At 57.1% G+C, this 20,966-nt stretch carries 20 protein-coding genes; 3 read left to right on the forward strand and 17 right to left on the reverse strand.

From position 1 onward, the window contains the following. Nucleotides 1-26: 26 nt before the first annotated feature. The 11 genes from K5845_RS12105 to K5845_RS12155 form a co-directional block, all read right to left on the reverse strand. On the reverse strand, nucleotides 27-821 hold the full coding sequence (locus K5845_RS12105; protein ID WP_090226016.1) for an SDR family NAD(P)-dependent oxidoreductase: 795 nt from the start codon (nucleotides 819-821) through the stop codon (nucleotides 27-29). A gap of 212 nt (nucleotides 822-1,033) precedes the next feature. Further along, nucleotides 1,034-2,668, reverse strand: a complete 1,635-nt coding sequence (locus tag K5845_RS12110; RefSeq protein WP_287959061.1) for a complex I subunit 5 family protein — start codon at nucleotides 2,666-2,668, stop codon at nucleotides 1,034-1,036. Further along, the gene (locus tag K5845_RS12115; RefSeq protein ID WP_287959062.1) at nucleotides 2,665-4,182 is read right to left on the reverse strand and encodes a complex I subunit 5 family protein; all 1,518 of its coding nucleotides are present in this window, start codon (nucleotides 4,180-4,182) and stop codon (nucleotides 2,665-2,667) included. The genes K5845_RS12110 and K5845_RS12115 overlap by 4 nt, the downstream gene beginning before the upstream one ends. Then, nucleotides 4,179-4,520, reverse strand: coding sequence for an NADH-quinone oxidoreductase subunit K (locus K5845_RS12120; protein WP_348270686.1), 342 nt, complete (start codon nucleotides 4,518-4,520; stop codon nucleotides 4,179-4,181). The genes K5845_RS12115 and K5845_RS12120 overlap by 4 nt, the downstream gene beginning before the upstream one ends. Beyond that, a complete protein-coding gene (locus tag K5845_RS12125) occupies nucleotides 4,508-5,443 on the reverse strand; it encodes a hydrogenase subunit MbhD domain-containing protein (protein ID WP_287959063.1) in 936 nt (311 codons plus the stop codon). Before K5845_RS12125 ends, K5845_RS12120 begins: the two co-directional genes overlap by 13 nt. A 2-nt stretch (nucleotides 5,444-5,445) precedes the next feature. Next, nucleotides 5,446-5,739, reverse strand: coding sequence for a cation:proton antiporter (locus K5845_RS12130; RefSeq protein WP_046478142.1), 294 nt, complete (start codon nucleotides 5,737-5,739; stop codon nucleotides 5,446-5,448). After that, on the reverse strand, nucleotides 5,723-6,022 hold the full coding sequence (locus tag K5845_RS12135) for an MrpF/PhaF family protein (RefSeq protein ID WP_046478141.1): 300 nt from the start codon (nucleotides 6,020-6,022) through the stop codon (nucleotides 5,723-5,725). Before K5845_RS12135 ends, K5845_RS12130 begins: the two co-directional genes overlap by 17 nt. After that, the gene (locus tag K5845_RS12140; protein WP_046478140.1) at nucleotides 6,015-6,527 is read right to left on the reverse strand and encodes a Na+/H+ antiporter subunit E; all 513 of its coding nucleotides are present in this window, start codon (nucleotides 6,525-6,527) and stop codon (nucleotides 6,015-6,017) included. The genes K5845_RS12135 and K5845_RS12140 overlap by 8 nt, the downstream gene beginning before the upstream one ends. Before the next feature lie 75 nt (nucleotides 6,528-6,602). Beyond that, entirely contained in the window at nucleotides 6,603-9,665 is a 3,063-nt protein-coding gene (locus tag K5845_RS12145) for an efflux RND transporter permease subunit (RefSeq protein WP_287959064.1), read from the reverse strand. Then, nucleotides 9,662-10,774 carry an efflux RND transporter periplasmic adaptor subunit gene (locus K5845_RS12150; protein WP_046478138.1) on the reverse strand — a complete coding sequence of 371 codons (1,113 nt, stop codon included), beginning with the start codon at nucleotides 10,772-10,774 and terminating at the stop codon, nucleotides 9,662-9,664. Before K5845_RS12150 ends, K5845_RS12145 begins: the two co-directional genes overlap by 4 nt. 4 nt (nucleotides 10,775-10,778) lie before the next feature. Next, on the reverse strand, nucleotides 10,779-11,018 hold the full coding sequence (locus K5845_RS12155; protein ID WP_287959065.1) for a hypothetical protein: 240 nt from the start codon (nucleotides 11,016-11,018) through the stop codon (nucleotides 10,779-10,781). Nucleotides 11,019-11,146: 128 nt separating this feature from the next. On the opposite strand from K5845_RS12155, the gene K5845_RS12160 reads away from it, so the two are divergent. Continuing rightward, nucleotides 11,147-12,220, forward strand: a complete 1,074-nt coding sequence (locus tag K5845_RS12160; protein WP_287959066.1) for an AI-2E family transporter — start codon at nucleotides 11,147-11,149, stop codon at nucleotides 12,218-12,220. Between the two features lie 26 nt (nucleotides 12,221-12,246). On the opposite strand, the gene K5845_RS12165 is transcribed toward K5845_RS12160, so the two are convergent. The 5 genes from K5845_RS12165 to K5845_RS12185 form a co-directional block, all read right to left on the reverse strand. Continuing rightward, nucleotides 12,247-13,986 carry a metallophosphoesterase family protein gene (locus tag K5845_RS12165; RefSeq protein ID WP_287959067.1) on the reverse strand — a complete coding sequence of 580 codons (1,740 nt, stop codon included), beginning with the start codon at nucleotides 13,984-13,986 and terminating at the stop codon, nucleotides 12,247-12,249. Nucleotides 13,987-14,195: 209 nt separating this feature from the next. Beyond that, a complete protein-coding gene (locus K5845_RS12170) occupies nucleotides 14,196-15,662 on the reverse strand; it encodes an ammonium transporter (protein ID WP_052743825.1) in 1,467 nt (488 codons plus the stop codon). 59 nt (nucleotides 15,663-15,721) lie between these two features. Then, entirely contained in the window at nucleotides 15,722-16,060 is a 339-nt protein-coding gene (locus K5845_RS12175) for a P-II family nitrogen regulator (protein ID WP_046478134.1), read from the reverse strand. Nucleotides 16,061-16,352: 292 nt separating this feature from the next. Then, entirely contained in the window at nucleotides 16,353-16,958 is a 606-nt protein-coding gene (locus tag K5845_RS12180) for a Dps family protein (RefSeq protein WP_046478133.1), read from the reverse strand. 129 nt (nucleotides 16,959-17,087) lie between these two features. Beyond that, nucleotides 17,088-17,576, reverse strand: coding sequence for an Hsp20/alpha crystallin family protein (locus tag K5845_RS12185; RefSeq protein ID WP_046480209.1), 489 nt, complete (start codon nucleotides 17,574-17,576; stop codon nucleotides 17,088-17,090). A 341-nt stretch (nucleotides 17,577-17,917) separates the two neighbouring features. On the opposite strand from K5845_RS12185, the gene K5845_RS12190 reads away from it, so the two are divergent. Beyond that, the gene (locus K5845_RS12190; protein WP_287959068.1) at nucleotides 17,918-18,862 is read left to right on the forward strand and encodes a metallophosphoesterase family protein; all 945 of its coding nucleotides are present in this window, start codon (nucleotides 17,918-17,920) and stop codon (nucleotides 18,860-18,862) included. Between the two features lie 3 nt (nucleotides 18,863-18,865). Here the strand turns inward: K5845_RS12190 and K5845_RS12195 are convergent, their stop codons facing one another. Beyond that, complete coding sequence (locus K5845_RS12195) at nucleotides 18,866-19,735, reverse strand: GntR family transcriptional regulator (RefSeq protein ID WP_160298698.1); 870 nt, start codon at nucleotides 19,733-19,735, stop codon at nucleotides 18,866-18,868. 204 nt (nucleotides 19,736-19,939) lie between these two features. Here K5845_RS12195 and K5845_RS12200 point away from each other — a divergent pair, with 204 nt between their 5' ends. Further along, nucleotides 19,940-20,932, forward strand: coding sequence for a TRAP transporter substrate-binding protein (locus K5845_RS12200; protein WP_046478132.1), 993 nt, complete (start codon nucleotides 19,940-19,942; stop codon nucleotides 20,930-20,932). The last annotated feature ends 34 nt before the right edge of the window (nucleotides 20,933-20,966 follow it).

The raw sequence follows: 20,966 nt of genomic DNA on the forward strand, positions 1-20,966 counted from the left end.
CTCTTTTATCGTTCTCTACGTCGTGATCAGGCAATCGTCTCGACGGTTCCCCCGTCAACGCGGAGGGCCGCACCGGTGGTCGCGGAGGCTTGTGGGGAAGCGGTATAGACGACCAAATTGGCAACTTCTTCGACGGTCGCCGCGCGCTGGATGATTGAGCTGGGGCGATGCTCCATTACGAATTCTGCCGCTTGCTCTTCGATAGGTTTTCCAGAGCCCGTGTCCGCCTTCTTCAGCATTTCCTCCAGCCCATCCGAAAGCGTCGGGCCCGGCAGAATCGCGTTCACCGTTACGCCCGTGCCCGCCATGCGTTTGGCAAGGCCTCTGGATAGAGAGAGGTTTGCCGTTTTCGTGAAACCGTAGTGGATCATATCGGCGGGAATATTGAGGGCGGATTCAGACGATATGAAGATCACGCGCCCCCATTTGCGGTCGGACATTCCGGGGAGATAAGCGCGTGACATGCGTACGCCTGACATCACGTTCACATCGAAGAAGCGTTGCCATTGGCTATCTGGGGTCTCGAAGAAATCCTGAGGGCCGAAGATGCCGACGTTGTTTACAAGGATGTCACACGACGGTTCGGCTGCGATGAGCTTTTCGCAACCTTCCTGCGTGCCCAGGTCGGCTGCGACTCCGCGGATCTGCGCACCTTCTCCAAGCCCGGCAAGACGTTTAACTGCTGCGTCGACAACCTCCTGTTTCCGACCATTTAGCACCACCGTAGCGCCGGCCTTCGCAAGTCCTTCGGCTATGGCGAAACCAATGCCCGCAGTAGACCCTGTGATGACCGCAGTTTTTCCGGAAAGATCAATTTTCATAAGAATACCTCGACATGCATTGGAGCCGCTTGGCAGCTGTTATTCAGCATGAGGCACGTGGGGAACGTATCGGCATCTTCAAGTGCGAAAATTCGAACCTGCACAATGCTTCTGCAAATGAGTTCACATTTTCGTGCTGCACACGGATTTATGCGTTGAGAACGGTCCCCGTCTCTCAATTCAAACGTTACACTTTGATGGCGTTTCGCTCGTTAGCGACCGACGTAGAACGAGCCGATGAGAGCTAGTGTCACGACGAGCAGTAAGCTCCCAGCTATGGACCATCGCCGCAAATACTCGTCAATGCGCTCCGTAGCATCACCCAGCGCTTTAGCGCCGCTCCAAGCCCAGCTGTGAAGTACGATTATATCTCCGGGTGGGATCATCGGAAGAATGCGTGGCGCGCGACCAAGAACTCCAAAAAGTAACACGCCGATTAATACGGGCCACGTGGCCTTCCACAGCGCATCAAATGATAACGCATCATGCGCGGACGCCTGTATCACGGCGGGATAGAGCGCCCACGGTAGCGCTACGACGGCGACCGCGATCGCAAGCCAGATAAAGGATTGCTCCGCGGCCGAAGTCGTTCGCGTTTCGTGTGACCTGCTGGCTCGCAGACACCGCAGGAAGTGCAGCATTAACAGCGTACTGGCGGCAGCCGACACCATAGCAAGCATCGCTACGTCGCCATCACCCAGCGGGGATTTGATCGCGTATTTCGCGATGGCACCGCCTGTCATTGGAAAGCCGCCAAACCCCAGCACAACTACGGCGGCAGGCAACAGCACCGTCCATTCGGTGCGATGCCTCGTCTTTTGGGCCACGCCGATCGCGAGGAAGAGTCCGCCCTTGGCGAGAATATGAAACATCGCGTAGAAGGCGGCGGCCGCTGGCGTGATGGAATTTCCTGTGGCGAGACCCATGCCGAGCACGGCTGCAATGAGCCCCATCTGGCTCACACTTGAATAGGCTAAAATTGTTCTTGGATTAGTTTGTGTGATGCCGATGAGGACGCCGTAAAACGCTGACACGAATCCGAGGGCCGTCAATGTCTCACCCCACCCCGGCAGCGGCACGCCGAATGGTAGAAAACGGATCAGGCCGATCACTCCTGCCTTCACAGTCGCGCCGCTCAGGACCGCAGCGACCGGAATAGACGCAGACGCGTAGGTCAATGGCATCCAAACGTGGAATGGGACGAGCCCGATCTTTATTCCGAAGCCGAGAACTAAAAACGCCATCGCGGGGTCACGGAGCGGTGACGTGGAAATCGCCGCCACGGCATCACGGATGAGGAAGCTGTCGTTTCGCGTCGCGACGGCTAGGAGCACGAACGCCAAGAGCAGAAAGGCTTCGCTGAGGAGGGCGAAAGACACATACACCGCGCCTGCGCGTTTTGCCGGTGGTGCTCCATCATCGACCACCAGCCAATATGCGGACAGGCTAACGAGGGTGAAGAACAGGTAGAAGCCGACCAGATCGGCAACGATGAAGACGCCGAAGCTGCCTGTCATCGTCGCCAGCCACCAGATGGGGAACGGGTTGTCGTTCTCCCGTCCCCGGCGGGACAGTACAGCATATGCGCCCGTCGCGATCCAAAGCAGGGCGGCGGCGCCCAATAGCAATCGTCCGGGGAGGTCGAGCGACAGCACCAAGCTAAGCAAAGCTTGGGGAAGAACAACGGTTGTGCCGCTCTCCGCAAAAAGCGCCGTGAGCAGAGCGGGGATGGCAGCCAGCACCAGAAGAATCGTCGTGCGGCGATGAGATCCGGATGACAAGGCGAGGACGAGCGTCACCAGCGGGACGGCGAGCGTTGCGACAAGCAGGACTTCGCCCAGTGTCATGGCACGGTGCTCCCTAAAATTTCAGGGCGGCCAATCTGGAGAATTTCAGCCGGCTCCAACGGAAAGAAGCCAAGCAGAACCGCGCCTACCGCAAGGCTGAAGGCCACAACCTCGCGCGATAGTGACACGGGTGTGACGATCACAGGAGCATCGCTGCCTGCCGTGAACGCTCTACCTAGAACTTTGAAAATGTAACCTCCCGCCAGCAAACCACCGACGACAATCACCGCCGCCCAAATCCATTGTCCTTCTGCGACAGATGCAGAGAGCAGCAGCCACTTGGCGACGAAACCACCACTTGGTGGAACGCCGATCAGCGACAGACCCGCCAATCCAAACGTGCAGAACGTCAATGGTCGCAAGCGACCAGCACCACCCAGATCATTAATTCGATCATGACCCAGTGCGTCGGCAATCAGCCCTGCGGCCAGAAACATCGCCGCTTTGGCGAACGCGTGAGAAAACAACTGAAGCCATCCACCGGTCCAAGCCAGACTCGTCCACGATTGCTCCGCTGCCATAGCGAGTGGAAACATCAGGAAGAGGTAGCCGATCTGAGCCACGGTCGAGTACGCGACAAGAAGCTTTAGTCGCTGCTGCCGCAATGCCATGACGCTGCAGAACAGGATTGCGGCAGCGCCCAGGCTGGCGAGCAGTTGCGGACCGGCGGTATGTCCCAATCCGGGCATCGCATCGAACCACAGGCGAACGATGAGGAAGAATGAGCCTTTGACCACTAACGCCGACAGCACGGCGCTTCCCGCAGCGGGCGCGCCAGCGTGGGCTGGAGGAAGCCATAGATGCAGTGGGAAGAGCGCCGTCTTGGTCAGGAGCCCTACCGTCATCAATGCTGCTGCGATCCAGGTTACGCGTTCAGGGTGAACCCGCTGCGCCAGCAATGTTATGTCCAAGGTGCCATAGGCGCCGTACAGCAACGCGGTTCCCATGAGGTAGAGCATCGACCCGAGCAGCGCGAAAAGAAGATATCGAAGTGCTGCTTTGACCGTCGCCTCTCCGCCCTTGAGGCATACGAGGGGTACAGCGGCGAAAGTCAGCAATTCCAACGCGACATAGAGATTAAACAGATCGCAGCCGAGGAAAAGGGCGTTGAGCGCACTCCAGAGCGCAAGGATAAGTGCCCAAAATACGAATGGCGCGCGCGCCTCGGGGGCTCCACTTGGCTGCGTAAACTCCACTCGTGCAAATATGGCTACGGCGCAAATAATGATGGCGGTGACAAGCATCATCGCCGCCGAAATTCCATCGGCGCGCAGTGCAATTCCAAGCGGCGGCTGCCAGCCGCCGACGATGTAGATCAGCGGTTCGCCATGGGACCAGACAACGGCGCATGTCGCTGCGGACACACCGAAGCTCGCTGGGAAAACAGCAAGGCAAATCCAATTAAGAAAACGGCCGCCGAGCGCAAGCTGAGCCAGTATCCCTACCACCGGCAAAATCAGGACTGAAACGAGCAGGAGGCCGGCGATGGAAGAGGTCTCCGCGGCCGCCATCATCTGCCGTCCTTCTCGCTGGGTTCAGCTTCGGCCTCAAGAGTGGCTGCACCCGACACCAGAACCAACCGGAGCAAGAGTGCGACGGCCAATGCAGTCGCGGAGAAGGCTACGACAATTCCCGTGATGACCATGGCTTGTGGCACCGGATCACCTCCCAAACCGGCTGCGGCACCACGCCGGGCAATCACTCCGAACATCAGAAACACGCCGGACCCGAGAATATTGATCGCTAGGATCTTGCGCAGCGGTTGCGGATTCACGATCAGGCCGAATATCCCCAAGCCTACGAGAGCTGCAGCGCAGAGCCCGAATATCGTAATCGCGTTCATGATCGCCATTCCCTCTCCGGCGGACCGACCACGTGCATCGCAAGTGTGACGCCGATGGAGAAGGTGAGCGTCGCTTCGATGGCAATGATGAGAGGCTTGGCGTAGCCCTCTGGATAGGCAAGGAAAGTCCCCGTCAGGAAAATTCCGAGTATGCCGATCGCAAGGAAGACGACCGGCCCCACGATCAAAGCCAAACGTAACGCATGCGAACTCGTGGGTGGCACCGCAGCGAGCCCAGCGATCATCACAAGTATCCACATCGCAGCAAGAACGGCTCCGCCTTGGAAAGCTCCGCCGGGCTCATCCGCACCGACCCAAAACATGTAGATGCCGACCATGATGCCGATGGGCGGGACGGTTCGCGCAAGAAAGATAAGAACACTATCGCGTTGCGGGAACGGCCGAAGGGCAGGCTTGCCTCCCCAGAGGCCGTCCGGCGCAAGCGACCAAACAGCAATCAATGCGAGGACCAGCACGACCTTTTCGAGCAGCGTATCAAGCGAGCGGTAGACGAACAGTACGCCTGCAACCGGATTGCCGAGGCCGCTTTGTCCAAGGGACTCCATCACGGACGGAGCCAATGATACTGGTACCTGTGGCGGAACCAGGACCAATCCGGCAAGGCTGGCGGTGATCAATGTGCAAAAGACGCCTGCGGCGATATTTACAGACGATCTGGACGGGGTAGGCGCAGCATCAGTTGATCGCAATCTGGCAACGGCGTTGAGCAGCAGCATGCCTGTTACGCCACTACCGATGGCCGCCTCGGTAAGGGCAACATCTACAGCGGCCAGTCGTACCCAGGCCAGCGACAGGAGCAGGCCATAGACGATGAAGATCACGATAGCGGAAAAGGTGAGCCGCGCGAACGTGCTCCAGGCTCCGACGGCGAGGATCAAGCAGACAAGCGTCACGTCAAAGACGGAAGCCATCGTCATGCCTCCTGCCCTTCGCGTCGTGTTGATCGGGCGATCAGTTGCGTCACGATCGCGCCAGAGAACTGGACCAGCAGCCACACACAGATCAGCTTCAAAGCTCCCATCACGCTTCCGGCTTGAGGCAACAGGCCAAAGACAATGAGTCCCAGTCCTACGTTGTCGACTTTGGTCAACGCATGCAGCCGCGTCAGCCCATCTGGAAAACGCAAAAACGCCAGCGCGGCGATCACGAAGAAGAAAACGCCTACTGTGACAGCGGCGATGGTGAAGACATCAAGAATCAGGGTCATCGCCGGCCTCACTCTCGGATACAGATGCTCGGAGTTCTTCGGCCGTCGATACAAAGGCGACGGATGCGAATGCGGCCAACAGAGCAAGCAGAAGCGCGACGTCGACGATTGCCGAACTGGCCATTGTCACGGAAAGCAGAAGCAGCACGGCCACGCCACCCGATCCGATGAGCTGTGCCGACATCAGACGATCGGCTTCTCCGGCCCCATACAGAATTCGGAACAGCCCCAACGCAACCATCGCAAGAACCACGGTCGCCGCCAGATAGAGAAATTCATTCATCGCGGTTCACACCTCCCGCAACTTGATGAAAGAGATGCTCTTCGATCGCGAGTTGTTCGGCCACAGGCTGTTCGACGTCCAGACAATGAACGAGGACGTCCTCGCCCCGGCCAGGCCCCGAAGGAAGTGTGCCGGGCAACAAGCTCGTCATGGTGAAGAACGCATCACGCTCAGGGCCACGTGGAAGCTTGGATTTGTACGACACGAAGCCCGGACGCAAAGGCAAGAGCGGATCAAGCGTGCGCCGGGCGACGTCAATTCCTGCGACGATCGATTGCCGGAGGAAACGCACTCCCAATTTGACTGCTTCGGAAAGACGCCACGCGCGCCGTCGCGGCGGCAGCAGTTTTAGACTTGCGACCGCTGCAATGAGTGACGCAATCACGCCAATCAACATGTCGCCCGTTGCTGCTCCGGTGATGATCAGCCAGAGAATGAAGAACAACGCAGCTCGCACACTCCCGCTTCGTAGGGTTTCACTTAGACCATCGCTCTTGTCTTGCATGACGCTTACTCACACCTCGTGGGCTTCACACGACTTGCAGCAAACTCGGACGTGGCTTCTTTCTCTCGTATCTTCTCAAACTGGATTTTCAGCGGGACCTGCCCGCGACTCGCGCCAACCGAACCACGTCACGTAGAGTGTCGGCAGGAAAACGAGCGTCAGGATCGTTGCAACCAAGAGACCGCCCATGATGGCGAACGCCATGGGGCCCCAGAACACTGTCGGTGCGATCGGGATCATGCCGAGAACAGTGGAAACGGCCGTCAGCATAATGGGCCGGAAACGGGCGCTGCTGGCATCGATCGCGGCTTGCGTTACGTCTTTGCCTTGGGCCCGCTCGGCATCGATCTGGCCGACCAGTATGACAGCGTTTTTCGTGATTATGCCCAGCAAAGCGAGAATACCCAGGATCGCAACGAAGCCCATCGGCTTGCCCGACAAGACCAAAGCCGCAACCACGCCGATTAGTCCGAGCGGTCCGACGCTCAGCACAATGAGCAACTTTTCGAAACTCCGAAGCTGGATCATCAACACCGTCAGCATGATCAACAGCATTGCCGGAATGACAGCAGCGACGGAGGCCTGTGATTTTGCGCTTTCTTCAACTGTGCCACCAACGTCGATGCTGTAAGATGGAGGAAGCGATGCGGAGAGATCCGCGATCGGCTGTGCAAGTGCTGCGACTACGGTTTCGGGCAAAACGCCTGGCGTGATATCGGACTGCACCGTGAGTGTGGGCACGCGATCGCGGCGCCAGACAAGAGGATATTCCTGAGCGTATTCGAAGGTTGCAAACTGACTTAATGGAACTGTGCTGCCGTTGGGCAGCGGCACTTGAAGCGTGCGTAGATTGTTCAATGAGACACGTTGATCTTCGGTCGCGCGCACGACGACGTCCACCAGATAGATATTGTCGCGCACCTGGGTGATCGGGATCCCCGAGACGACCGTATTCAGAGTACTGGCGAGGGATTCAGAACTTAAGCCCAGAAGACGAGCCTCATCCTGATCGATGCGAATGCGTACTTGTCTGGCTGGCTCCATCCAATCGAAGTTGACGTTGGCCGTCTGCGGATTCTTCGCAAGAACTTCTGCGAGTTGGAGTGAAACCTCGCGCACTCTGGAGACATCTGGGCCGCTGACCCGGTACTGAATTGGCCAACCGACGGGCGGCCCCAACTCAAGCGGATAAACCCGGCTTACGACGCTGGGAAAATCGTTTGCGAGAGCCTTTTCTAATTTGTCTCTGAGCCGTTCTCGCGCGGCGACATCTTTGGCGACGATCACGGACTGCGCGAAGAAGTCATTCGGTAGCTGCACATTGAGCGGAAGATAAAACCGGATCGCCCCACGGCCCACATATGTACTCCAGCGCGCGACATCCTCGTCCTTTGCGAGGAGGTCATCAAAGCGCTTGGCAACGTCTTCGCTGGCGTAGATTGAGGCGTTTTGCGGCAAGCTCAGGTCCACCAGAAGCTCAGGGCGATCGGAGGAGGGGAAGAATTGGCGAGGTATGAGCGGCAAAGCTAAGACCGCGCCGACAAAGAGCGCTGCTGTCGCCGCCAACGTGAGCCACTTCGCGCGCATAGCTTGCGTGAGAAAACTCCGGTAGGTGCGGAACACAAATCCGGGTTCTTTGTCTTGCTCAGCCTTCGGCGGCTTGAGGATCGCCACGCCCAACAGCGGAGCAAAAATGACCGCAACGAACCAAGAGGCGATCAGCGCGATCGCAACGACAGCGAAGAGCGAAAACGTGTATTCACCTGCGGAGCTCGCAGCAAAGCCAACGGGCACAAAACCAGCGATCGTTACCAGCGTTCCAGCCAGCATCGCGAACGCGTAAGTGCGATACGCAAACGCCGCCGCCTCCGTTTTGGTATCGCCCACTGCCAAACGGCTGAGCGTCGCGTCCGTCGTTGTCATCGCATCGTCGACCAACAACGCAAGGGCTATAATCAGCGCACCGAGCGAGATGCGCTGCATATCTATGTTGGCGAGGTCCATCACGGAAAACACAATGGTCAACGTCAACGGAATGGCGGTCGCGATCACAAGACCGGGGCGCACGCCAAGACTGATGAAGCTGACTGCTAGTATGATGGCGACCGCCTGCCAGAGCGAGGTCATGAATTCCGAGATAGCGCTCTCGACCGTCACTGCCTGATCCGCGACGAGCTTAGGTTCGATCCCTATCGGCAGATTAGCGGTTATCTCCGCCATGGACTTCTCTATGTTCTTGCCCAACGCAAGAATGTCGCCGCCCTCGCGCATCGCAATGGCCAGTCCGATAGCCGGTGTGCCGTTGACGCGAAACAGGGGTTGCGGCGGATCTGAGAAGCCACGGCGCACGCGTGCGATATCGCTCAGTCGGAGCATCCGCCCACCTATGGCGAAGTTGATATTGCGGACGTCCTCTTCAGTCTCGAAGGACCCGGATACGCGCAGGGAAAGCGCCTCATGGTCTGTTTGTATTGTGCCGGCAGGCTGTACGATATTTTGTGCTTGCAGCGCCGCGATCAGAGCCGAACGATCGATCCCCAGGCTCGCCAGATCTCGCATCGAAAATTCGACGAAGATCTTCTCATCCTGCGCACCGAGGATCTCTATCTTGGAGACATCCGGCACGTGAAGAAGCCTTGAGCGAACGTCCTCGACGTAGTCGCGCAGTTCCCGATGTGTGAAGCCGTCCGCTGTGAAGCCGTAAATCGTTCCGAAGGTATCGCCGAAGTCGTCGTTGAAGCCGGGACCAACGATCCCATCGGGCAGTGTATGGCGGATGTCTCCGATGCTTTTGCGGACTTCATACCAAATGTCCGGAACTTCATCGGCTGTCGTGCTGCCTTTCAGATTGACGAAAATCGTCGTCACGCCTGCGCGTGTAAAGCTGCGTAGAAAATCGAGGTTTGGAATTTCCTGAAGTTTTCGCTCCAGACGCTCGGTGACCTGTTTGAGCGTGTCCTCAACACTTGCACCGGGCCACGCGGCCTGCACCACCATCGTCTTGATGACGAAGGTCGGATCTTCGCTGCGACCCAGGCGGTGATAGGCCAACAGACCGGCGACGATTGCGACGATCATGAAATACATCGTGAGCGAACGATGTTTCAGTGCCCACTCTGAAAGATTGAACCCTGTCATGGCTCCAATCCAGGAACGCGTACCTTTTGACCGGGATGCAAAGCCTGCACCCCGCCCGTGACGACGATGTCACCTGACACCAGCCCGTAGGCGACGGCGACTTGTGACTGGTCATAGCGAAGCACTTCGACATTGCGTATCGAAACGGTCTGGCTTTTCGGATCAACAACCCAAACCGCCGGCTGCTGATTGAAACGGGTTAGGGCAGACGCCGGGATCTCGATCATCGATACCGCTGCCGTCTGCATCGTGCCCGTCACGGTGGCACCAAGACGCATGGCCTCAGGTGGGCTCGTCAAACCGACCTTCACCTCAAATGTCCGCGTGACTGGATCGGCTTGCGGTGCAACCTCGCGCACCCTGCCCACGGCTTTGACGGAAGGGTCTTCCGTCAAGGTGACGGTGATCTCCGGATTGCTTGGCGCGGATCGGATCAATTGCGCGGGCACGTTGAAGACCGCGTCACGTCCGTCCTGGCGCGCGAGCCGAACAATCATCTGGCCCGTCTGAACAACTTCTCCTGCTCTAGGACCGGTCGCTGTCACAACGCCTGGCGCGTCTGCCTTGAGCTCCGTAAAGCTCAGCATATCTCGTGCTTTCTTGAGTTGGGCGTCGGCCGCCTCAACTTGCGATTCCGCCGTCTGCAGTGCTTGCTGCGCTTGATCGTGATTGACGCGTGTGGTCCAGCCTTGCTTGAGGAGCGTATCCTGGCGTTCGAAGGTGTTGCGCGCTTGGGTCAACTGACCTTGTGCCGCCACTAGGTTGGCCTGGGCCGTTCGCAGAGCATTCGTCTCATTCTGAGGCTCAAGGCGCGCCACGACCTGACCAGGCTTGACGCGATCCCCTAGGTTCACGTCATTTTTCAGGAGTCTTCCTGAAATACGGAAGCCAAGCGTGACCTCGTCTTCGGCTTCAATGCGTCCCGTGAACGAGACGGGCATGCCTGTCTCACGCATCTCAACTGTGACTGTACGAACGGGACGCACTTTTGGGGTCGCGGTTTCGGCTTCCTGGCCGCATCCGGAAAGCAAAATGGTCGTAGCTAGGGCAATTAGTCCGCACGAACCCAAGCCAAGTTCTACCTTCCTGCGACGGGCGCAAGCGTTCATCAGGTCACCCTTTATTGAAACCCCGCACACGAAATTCCATCAACGCGTCTTTCCAACTCTCCATTAATACCCCAGAGAGGATGGCTGGAGAAACTTTCGAACCGCACCCGACTTGAAATCCTGCTTCATGATTAATCGCACCTAGAAACACTTCTAAAATTTCTGCTCTTATTAAATTCCACGACGCTACCATTGACGCCATGCGGTCAAATTTCATCAACTGTCGAAACCGTTCTCCAGCCACAAAAATCTCTTGGGTATATTTCTATATTACTACAGTTTTTATTGGTGTTCCGCGCAAAAGGAATGCAATTTAATTATGGCCGCGGATTAGAATAGTGAAGTTTACCCCCCAATCAACGAAGCTGAGCGATGAGTTCTAATATTGACCAGCCGTCCGCGGCTCCTTCATCAACAACCCAGCCTCACTTTGGCGTTGCCACGTGGCTCATCGCAGCGATTTTGATCTTCGCCGCGCTATACTACGCCAACGCGATATTTGCGCCGGTGGTCTGCGCGTTATTTATTATCGCGCTGGTATGGCCTCTCCAGAAGCGGCTTCAGGCGACCATGCCGAAGCTTCTCGCGCTCGCAATCGTGCTCCTTGCCACGATTATCGTTTTCCTCGTTTTTGGGTCTCTCATTTCCTGGGGGTTCGGACGCGTGGGCCGATCGCTGATCGCGGAAGCCGACCGTTTTCAAGCAATTTACGAACAGACCGCCACATGGCTTGAAGGTCACGGGATCATAATTGCCGGCCTATGGGCTGAAAATCTCGATGTCCGATGGCTGATGCGTGTCTTGCAGGGGATCACAACGCACCTCAATACGACTGTTACCTTTTGGCTTGTCGTACTGATCTACCTGCTTCTCGGCCTGCTTGAAGTTGATGAATTGACGGAAAAGATCCGGCATTTAAAAAATCAGGAAGCTGCTCGCGTCCTGATAGAAGGCAGCCGTTCCATTGCCGAAAAATTCCGGCATTACATGCTAATCCGAACGGCGATGAGCATCGCGACCGGCGCTTTTGTCTGGGCTCTGGCAGCCGCGGCTGGCCTTCAGTTCGCGAAGGAGTGGGGCGTCATTGCGTTTGCCCTGAATTTCATACCGTTTATCGGCCCGTTCATCGCAACGATGTTTCCAACATTATTTTCACTGGCGCAATTCGAATGGTGGCAGTCTGCGGTCCTCGTATTTATCTGCCTCAACATTATCCAGTTTGTTATCGGCAGCTACATCGAACCTCGGGTTGCCGGTCGCGCACTCGCCATCTCGCCTTTCCTTGTCCTGTTCTCTGTCTTCTTCTGGACCTATCTGTGGGGCTTTTTTGGCGCCTTCATCGGCGTGCCGATTACAATAGCGCTGCTAACGCTATGCGCGCAGCATCCTTCCACCGTCTGGGTATCAGATCTCTTCGGCGCACCGGTTGAAACTCCCGAAGGCTGAGCGCCGCACTCACCGACAAGGCTCGATTAAGTCTTCATCCCCGGAAGTTCCACACGCTCGGGCTTTAGCAGGCTAAGCCGGCCGGCCATCCCCCTCCCGAAGCGATGGACATAGAAATGGACGATATTGTTACCCGTCGAAGCCATGACCGCTGAAGGTGCCGATATGATCCGCACACCACCACATTCTCCGACCCAATCCATGTGCCGGTGGCCATGCATGGCGACAATCCTGCTCGCCAAAGGTTGGATCTGTCGCACAAACCAAGTGCCATTAATCAATGCGGTCCCAATTCGCTTCGAGAAATCAGTGACCGGCTCGGGGTACTCCACAATGTGATGGTGCAGGGCGACGATCCAATGCGCATGCGGGAATTGACGGGTCACAGCGGCTAGATCGCTTGCCTGTTCGGCGGACATGAAGCCAAGCGCGTTGGTGAACGAGAAATGCGTTTCGGCATTGGAGTTCAGCAGGATAACGCCCAAGCCGTCCTCGTCGTCAGGCGGGAGGACCATCGGAAAGACATCCGTCCAAATCCTCGACAGGACTGACGAATGGCGAAGCGCCCCGGAGTTAGCGAAGTCAGCGATGGACATGGCGTGGGGAGCGAGCGTCGCGGATAACGTTTGGCCAATCCGGCCCGTCGCGGAATCCACCACGTGAACCTTTTCGCCTTGAACAGCGGCAATCGCCGATAAGGCTCGTATCTGGCGCAGGCGTAGCCCAGGACTTGTTGGAAGGTCGAGACGCGCCGGATTGGCGCGGTCGACAACGTTGACGTCGTGATTGCCTGGAAGCACAAGCGTGCGCGCCTCCAGTTCCGGGTATTGGGACAGTGCCGCGAAAAACTCCGCCCATTCGGCGGAGCGACCAGCGTCGGTCATGTCACCTGTAATGAGCACATGATCAAGCGGCTCTTGAGAATGGATCTTGGCGAGTTCTTCGAGGATCTGTTCCAGTCTGTCATTGCCGCGCGGCCCAGACCGTCCGCTTTCGATCCGGAACCCAAATCGTTCCCCAACCACGTGCAAATCCGAGAGATGTGCAACGCGCCATATCCGGCCCTTCTCAGGCATCTCATCGAAGGCTGGCAAGTCACGGGGTTGGGCCATGACAGCGTCGGCAATTCCCCACGCCAGCGCGCTCACCGCCAAATATGAGCCCAGCACGACGACCGTGTTGGCAAGTGCCGGGACGATGAGGCGATGTGGCGAGGTGAGGTCGGCGACGTCTCCGACCCAACGGGAAGATGGCCAGGCAAGCATAACAATCCATATGCCCAGTCCACATAGGACAATTCCAGCACCTGCGGCCGTGGTTGCGCGGAGGCGCGCCCGGCTCTCGGCGTCAGCGTCGCGCATCAGCATGTGCTCGACCAAGTGGCGGAGTCCTTCACGGCAGAGCGCATAGCCGGGCTGAACGACCAAAGAATTCAGTGACCAAAACCCTCGTTCCGCGATCCGAAAAAGAGGCCGCCAGCCGAGCCAGCCCAGCGCAATGACAAGCACAATCAGAAAAAGCGGCCAGATACCGTCAAGGGGCGTGATGATCTTTCGAGAAAGAAGTGCCACCCATCCGGAGGCAACGAGTGGGGCAAGGCCTAGCAGCACGCCAGGCACGACAATCAGAAGTAACCAAGCGGCAAGAAGCTTGGGTAAACTGATCTCCGCCAACAGGCTTCCCGCGATAGCAAAGAGCGAGCGACGCTTTGGACTGGATGCGTCGTCCTCGATATCACCAAGGCGCGGATCGAAGAGTGGGGGCATGAAAAATGAGCTCCTTTGCTCCCTGGAGCTGCAGGGAGCCTATCGTCGGCTCGCGTCTCTTTATTTATCGCAAATGCTGGCAGAAACGTTATTGGGGAGTCGAAAATTTGCGAGAAGGGCGAAATTCCGTCCTTCCCGCAATTTGGTCCCTCACCTGGCTAATGGCATTCCCAGCGGGCTAGGCGTGCGCGCCCGATCCGGAGCCCTCGTCAGTAGTTGTATGCGCGCTCGCCGTGCTCCGAAACGTCGAGCCCTTCGCGTTCTTTATCCTGAGATGGGCGCAAGCCGACAATGAGGTCTACGATTTTGTAGAGGATCAGCGAGCCAAGACCGGTCCACAAGACCACAAGACCTACCGCAGACAACTGCGCCATCACCTGCGCGCTCATGGAATATGCGGCCACAACGACCTCGCCAGGCTTCGCGACGTAATCACCGATACCCGTTCCGCCAAAGTCCGGATTCACCAAGATGCCAGTGAGGATCGCGCCGAGGATGCCGCCAACGGCATGGATCCCAAAAACGTCGAGGCTATCGTCGTAGCCAAGCGTGTTCTTGATCGCTGTCGAGAAGATGAAACAGACGATGCCTGCCGCGATCCCGAGCAGGATGGAGCCCATTGGTCCGGCGAAACCCGCCGCCGGCGTGACGGCAACAAGTCCGGCAACCAGACCCGACGCAGCACCCAGCAGGGAGGGCTTACCCTTCGTGATCCATTCCACGAACATCCACGACAACGCGGCGGCGGCTGGCGCGACGATGGTGTTGACCATCGCAAGGAGCGCGACGCCCGTCGCCTCCAGGTTCGAGCCGCAGTTGAAGCCAAACCAGCCGAACCACAAAAGCGCAGCACCGATCATCGTCATGGTGAGCGAATGCGGAGCCATCGTCTCCTTGCCGTAACCGGTACGCTTTCCGATCATGATGGCGCCAACGAGACCGGCAATACCCGCGTTGATGTGAACAACCGTGCCGCCAGCGAAGTCAATCGCTCCCCACTGGAAGATCTTCCCGGAGTCCGCCAGCACCGCCTCGAGTGCGGCATCGGCCTGCGCTTTCGCATCGCCTGTGGCCTGGGCTGCAGCCCGCGCCGCGTCAGCCACGGCATCTGGGCCAGCCCAATACCAGACCATGTGCGCGACGGGGAAATAGACAAACGTTACCCAGAGGACGACAAACAGGATGACTGCAGAGAACTTAACGCGTTCGGCGATTGCTCCTACGATCAGAGCCGGCGTGATACATGCGAACATCATCTGGAACGCCATGTAGACGTATTCCGGGATGACAACACCGTTGGAGAACGTGCCCGCCACCGACTCCGGGGTGACGCCTGACAGAAAGGCCTTCGAGAGCCCTCCGACCCAGTCATTCCAAACGCCGCCGCTAGTAAACGACAGACTGTATCCATAGGTGACGTAGATAAGGGCAACGATACAGACGATCGTGAAGACCTGCATCAGAACAGACAGCATGTTCTTGGTGCGGACAAGGCCACCATAAAACAATGCCAAACCCGGCACGGTCATGAGTAGGACGGCGATCGTGGAGATGAACATAAAGGCGGTGTCCCCTTTGTTCGGGGTCTCCGCAGCCCATGCCGGCTCACTCACGAGAGCGAGCGCAGCCGCACACGTTAGAGCCGGAATAATCCGGCCAAAGGAAGCGAATCGCATCTTCTAATATTCCTTAATCCTGGAATAGCGCTGGATTGGTGGGAGTCCTAAACGGGCTCTCAGAGGGCGCTGTCGTCCGTCTCTCCGGTGCGGATGCGGACGGCGTGCTCAATGCTCGACACAAAAATTTTGCCATCGCCAATCTGGCCCGTTTTCGCAGCGTCAATGATCGCTTCGACGGCCTTATCGACATCGGGAGATTGGACGACAATTTCGATTTTGAGCTTGGGTAGAAAGTCCACGGCATATTCCGCGCCGCGGTAGATTTCGGTATGGCCTTTCTGGCGGCCATAGCCTTTGACCTCTGTCACCGTCATGCCCTGAATGCCGAGGTCTGAAAGTGCAGTACGCACCTCTTCGAGCTTGAACGGCTTGATTATCGCGGACACCAATTTCATTCCGCACCACCCTTTCAGGGTCAAACGGACAATGCTCGGGGCCTACCGAATTCTCAGCCGAGAACATCAAGAATGCTTCAAGAGCGACGCACTCCATCCGACAAGAAACAAAACTTATGCCATCTCGATATAGGTCTTCTCAAGCTGTTGAAACTGGCCCAGTTTCGTCATCTTGCACGCGTAGGTGTGTAGCCACGCAGATGAATTTTTGAACAAAAAATATGCAGCTTTCATTTTTTGCATATTTTCCATTCAAAAGCTCGACTATTTCGTGTGCACACTGATGAGCAATTTACGCTCGTACGAGGGGGGTGTCCACGAGATGCTCGGCTAAAAACCAGGCTTGCAACTCGTTCGTGCGGATGAGACTGGACACGATCAGATCGTTGCTGCCGTCATCCCCCATATCCGCCAGCTTCGCGGCTGCCTCGTGCGCGTCGATCAAGATTATTTCGTGCGCCTCAAGCAATCGCGAGAGCATTGCTGGGACCTCTTCGCAGCCATCGGGAGGACGAGGAATGTGCGTGATCTCCGCAGCATGACGAGGATCGCCGACAGCAATGCCACCGAGGGTTTGGACACGTTCAGCGATTGCGTCAATGAGTGCCGCCTGCTCACCTGCGTGCTTATCGAAAAGCAGGTGTAGCTGGTAGAAGGTGGGCCCCCTCACCAACCAATGATGCTTCTTATACAGCGCGTACAGAATGGCCGTGTCGCAGAGCAGCTGGTTCAAACGCTGGCACGCGTAGCCGCGGGCATCAAAAGAGAGCCCTAACGGGAATTGCCTGACGTCCCCAAATTTTTGAATTTCCCGACCGTGTTGGTGCAGCCACGGCTGACTGCTCATTTCCCGGCGCGCATCGCCACGCTTCACGGATTTCACCATGGTCTTTGTCATCGTCGACCTCATTGGAAGCTAAGTCGGATCCGGAGGGCGCGGGAGGCAGAAAATGACGGCTTATAATGCACCGAGCGCTATGCGTTACCGCTCCTCCGGACACGAAAATTAGTTCAGATAACGGAAACGTCAGTGTTTGCTTCCCTCGATCTGAATATGGCGCACCCGCTCCTGCTCTGCATTCTTGGGCATCGTGATCGTCAGTACACCGTTTTCGACTTGCGCCTTAACTTGATCCGGGTTCACGGAATGGGGAATGCGTAACGAACGTTGGAAGCGCCCAAATGACCGTTCGACGAAATGGTAGTTTTCCTTTTCCTCTTTCTTTTCGAGCCTTTTCTCGCCGCTGATTGTCAGCATGTCATCGTCAAGCGTTACGTCGACGTCCTTTTCCGCGACGCCGGGCAATTCTGCGGTGATCATAATTTCCTTGTCGGTCTCGGAGACATTAATCTGGGGCATCAATACACCGCCGTTCTGCTCCAGATCGCCGCCTACCGACATCGGCACACCTTGGAAGACGTCCTCGAAAAGCCTATTCATGCCACGCTGGAACGACTGGAAGGGGTCGTTGCTCATCGCTCCACTACGCAAAGGCGTGAGAGAATAACGTGCCATCTCTTTCTCCTGATTGACGCAGTACATTACTGTCGCGCAACGGGCTTCCTTCGTGTCAGGAACCCGATGTGACGGCCGGAGACTCCCGTTCACATGGCCAGACAATAAAATCATGAGTGGCTAACGCAGAGTCATCCTCCGCGCGGCTGCAACGCAAATAGAGGGAAAAAGTTCCGCTTATCGGGGGTGAGCATGTGAAAGTAATACGGCTCGAAGCTCGGCGCGTGTCGCGCCAGTCTCTGCGCTAGAGCGATTCAGCTCACTGAGTGTTTCATATAATTGAACTGGCGCATGTGCAGTGACGCGCACGTTGAGCCCCGTCTCGCTGGGATTAAAACAAAATGCAAAATACGCCCCCGGAGATTAAAGCTGATGGCCCAGCTCTCATTTTTGGCGGCCCATACAGTAATTTGCAGGCTACGCGAGCCCTGCTGGCTGAAGCCAAACGCCTTAGCATTCCGGCTGAACATATCGTTTGCACGGGCGACTTGGCGGCTTATTGCGCTGAGCCTGCTGCGACGATCGCCCTTATGCGCGAGAGCGGTATCGTAGTTGTGCAAGGAAACTGCGATGAGCAGTTAGGTGAGGGCGCGGACACATGCGGCTGTGGCTTTGCTGAGGGCAGCGCCTGTGAACGCCTTTCCGACACTTGGTATTCGTATGCAAACCGTCACATAAGCACGACAGACCGGCACTGGCTTCGTGATCTGCCATACAGGATTGACTTGTTGATCGGCGGTCGCCGCCTCGCCGTAGTCCACGGCACTCCCAGCGCCATCAATCAATTTATTTTCGCGACATCGCCGAGCGATCTTAAGCGCCAGGAACTGGATCTCGTCGGATGCGATGGCATTTTGGGTGGGCACTGCGGTTTGCCGTTTACAGAACTGATCGGTGGGCGGCTCTGGCATAATCCTGGCGTGATTGGCATGCCCGCCAACGACGGCACGGCGCGTGTGTGGTACAGCCTGCTTATTCCAGAGACTTCCGGGCTGCGGATCGAACACCGCGCGCTCGACTATGACCATCAGACTGCGGCTCGCATGATGGAACTGGAAAACCTACCGCAGGGCTATGCCGATGCGCTGAGTTCCGGTGTCTGGCCTAACTGCGATATTCTTCCTGTGCGCGAGAGGAGGACCCAAGGCTTCGCGTTATCACCCTCCAGCGTCGCGTGGACCAACGTTGCCGTAGGCCGCTCCCCGTCGCACCACACATCGTCAACGTTGCTGTGGCCTGACGTGTACTCCGAAACTCTCACGTCGACTGCACCGTCTAACGCTTGAATTCTAAAATTTAAAAAATTCTCCCGAGTGCGGAAGAGTGCTCGGCTTGCCCTCGATCCACAGGTCGCTGGCAGACTGCGGGATGGTTACGTCATGGACGTAAATGATCTGATCTGCATCGCCGTACACCGTCGCACGGAGCAACAACGCAGTCTCCCCTGGCTTTGTTTTGATATGCTTTGCGACGCGACGCTCAGGCTGGACTAAGCGAAGGCGTTGTGTGATCCGCCGAAACGGCGTTTCGCTCTGCATGAGCTTTTTGAGGTTTACGCCCTCAAGCTCCGCATCCGTGCGATCTAGAAATATCGGAAAGCGATCGGCGTCGACATAGAACAGACTGTGGACGTTGAACTGGTCAGCGATGTTGATCTTACGCTCAAGGCAAATCGGGCTCGTACATTCACCAAGCAACTCGTAAATGGCCGGGCCGGGTTCAACCGGCTTTCGGCTTAACAAATGCGGATAGACGGGTTGCCATTGTCCGTCGAAATCGCCAAAGCGAAAATGGAGTGGGTCCTCCAGACGGCCGCGCCAGGACTGCACCTCAGTGCCCAGAGCCTTTCGCCGACGCACGAGGCCTTGATCCACGAGCGTGGCTAAAGCCTTCTGGACAGTACCCAAGCTGTAAGGCGTCATCGTGGTGAGATCCGCCTCAGCAGGCAGGCGCTCGCCCTCCGCCAAAATGCCTTTAGCTATGGCTGAAGCCAGCACTTCTGACAGCAACTTATGCTTGGGAAGTTTAGCAGTAGCGGCCCTGTTGAGTTCACTCTGCAAAAACTTTTCAAGACGACTCCGACCACGCTTCTTGCGGCCGCTCGGTTGCTTAAAAGTCGCAGATTCCGTGTCGTCCGGCTGGCACTTCACTGTTGACATCTTTGGCCTGTGGTCATCTATCATGGGGCAAACTATACAGTTTCTCATTTGGAGCGGCTAGTGAGCGTGAACGGCCTCAGCGGAACGAACAGGCCGGAGATCTCTCATCAGCAAGAAACTCAATAAGGCGATTCCGACGTGGGCCGGTCGCGGCTCTCGCAAAGAGACGTCTTCATAAAACTATAAAGGAGGAGGAGACAAAAAATGCGTATATTTCCTTTAGCTGCCGCTGCAATCGGCCTGACATTGGCAGCTGGGCCCGCAGCTGCGGACTCATATCGCCTTTCGCTGTCCACTTGGGGCAGCCCCAAACATCCACAAGTTAGCCACTTCGTTCCTGAATTTACCAAACTCGTCGGAGAGCGTTCGGATGGACGGATTAAGTTCCGCACGTTCGAAGGCGGCGAGATGGTCAAGCAGCAGTTCGTGCCAACGGCCGTGCCTCAAGGAACCGTCGACATCTCCTTGACGACGCTGGATAATTGGTCGGGCCGCATTTCCGATGTGACGATCCTGACGACCCCTCTATGGACTCGGTCCATGAAGGACACGCTGGGGGCTTTGAAGCCGGGCCAACCGATCTTTGACTACTTCGACAAGAAACTCCGCGAACAAGGCGCGATATTGCTCTGCGCCTTTGATATCGGTCCTCCGGTTTTATCGACGAGCTTCCCGATCGAGCATCCCTCCGACCTCGCGGGCAAAAAGATCCGCGTGTACTCGAAGGGCGCTGGCCAAATGATGCAGGCACTCAAGGCCGCCCCGACGACCATGAGCGTGGGCGAAGTCTATTCGGCTCTGCAGCGCGGCACGGTTGACGGTGCTATTGGCGGTCTCCAGGGCGCTGTCGGCCTTAAGCACTTCGAAGTAACAAAGTACATGCTCGCTCCCATGGGTGCTCTGGGAACGCTGATCCACGCGTATGTCATGAACAAAGACAAGTTCGAAAGCATGCCGGAGGATTTGCAGAAGATCGTTATGGAGTCTGCCGCGGAAGCTCGGGACGCCATGCAGGGTTACATCATCGATAAGTATGGTGACTTTGTTGACCAGGTGCGCAAGCACGGCAACACCGTGACGGTGCTCGAGGCGGGGACACCAGGTTATGACGAGTGGCGCAACGCCCTTCAGGGCGTGAACGACGAAGCGCGCCGCACGTATCCCAAAGAACTCGTCGAGCTTATCGAGACGAAATAATCGTCCGATTCCACCGATGACTGTGACGGGCACC

This window comes from Filomicrobium sp., assembly GCF_025698805.1.
Taxonomy (GTDB): domain Bacteria; phylum Pseudomonadota; class Alphaproteobacteria; order Rhizobiales; family Hyphomicrobiaceae; genus Filomicrobium; species Filomicrobium insigne.

Bases quoted from the DNA above. Each gene is read 5' to 3' on its own strand.
- K5845_RS12105 (WP_090226016.1), bottom strand. From the start codon at position 821: ATGAAAATTGATCTTTCCGGAAAAACTGCGGTCATCACAGGGTCTACT.
- K5845_RS12110 (WP_287959061.1), bottom strand. From the start codon at position 2,668: ATGACACTGGGCGAAGTCCTGCTTGTCGCAACGCTCGCCGTCCCGCTG.
- K5845_RS12115 (WP_287959062.1), bottom strand. From the start codon at position 4,182: ATGATGGCGGCCGCGGAGACCTCTTCCATCGCCGGCCTCCTGCTCGTT.
- K5845_RS12120 (WP_348270686.1), bottom strand. From the start codon at position 4,520: ATGGCGATCATGAACGCGATTACGATATTCGGGCTCTGCGCTGCAGCT.
- K5845_RS12125 (WP_287959063.1), bottom strand. From the start codon at position 5,443: ATGGCTTCCGTCTTTGACGTGACGCTTGTCTGCTTGATCCTCGCCGTC.
- K5845_RS12130 (WP_046478142.1), bottom strand. From the start codon at position 5,739: ATGACCCTGATTCTTGATGTCTTCACCATCGCCGCTGTCACAGTAGGC.
- K5845_RS12135 (WP_046478141.1), bottom strand. From the start codon at position 6,022: ATGAATGAATTTCTCTATCTGGCGGCGACCGTGGTTCTTGCGATGGTT.
- K5845_RS12140 (WP_046478140.1), bottom strand. From the start codon at position 6,527: ATGCAAGACAAGAGCGATGGTCTAAGTGAAACCCTACGAAGCGGGAGT.
- K5845_RS12145 (WP_287959064.1), bottom strand. From the start codon at position 9,665: ATGACAGGGTTCAATCTTTCAGAGTGGGCACTGAAACATCGTTCGCTC.
- K5845_RS12150 (WP_046478138.1), bottom strand. From the start codon at position 10,774: ATGAACGCTTGCGCCCGTCGCAGGAAGGTAGAACTTGGCTTGGGTTCG.
- K5845_RS12160 (WP_287959066.1), top strand. From the start codon at position 11,147: ATGAGTTCTAATATTGACCAGCCGTCCGCGGCTCCTTCATCAACAACC.
- K5845_RS12165 (WP_287959067.1), bottom strand. From the start codon at position 13,986: ATGCCCCCACTCTTCGATCCGCGCCTTGGTGATATCGAGGACGACGCA.
- K5845_RS12170 (WP_052743825.1), bottom strand. From the start codon at position 15,662: ATGCGATTCGCTTCCTTTGGCCGGATTATTCCGGCTCTAACGTGTGCG.
- K5845_RS12175 (WP_046478134.1), bottom strand. From the start codon at position 16,060: ATGAAATTGGTGTCCGCGATAATCAAGCCGTTCAAGCTCGAAGAGGTG.
- K5845_RS12180 (WP_046478133.1), bottom strand. From the start codon at position 16,958: ATGACAAAGACCATGGTGAAATCCGTGAAGCGTGGCGATGCGCGCCGG.
- K5845_RS12185 (WP_046480209.1), bottom strand. From the start codon at position 17,576: ATGGCACGTTATTCTCTCACGCCTTTGCGTAGTGGAGCGATGAGCAAC.
- K5845_RS12190 (WP_287959068.1), top strand. From the start codon at position 17,918: ATGCAAAATACGCCCCCGGAGATTAAAGCTGATGGCCCAGCTCTCATT.
- K5845_RS12195 (WP_160298698.1), bottom strand. From the start codon at position 19,735: ATGTCAACAGTGAAGTGCCAGCCGGACGACACGGAATCTGCGACTTTT.
- K5845_RS12200 (WP_046478132.1), top strand. From the start codon at position 19,940: ATGCGTATATTTCCTTTAGCTGCCGCTGCAATCGGCCTGACATTGGCA.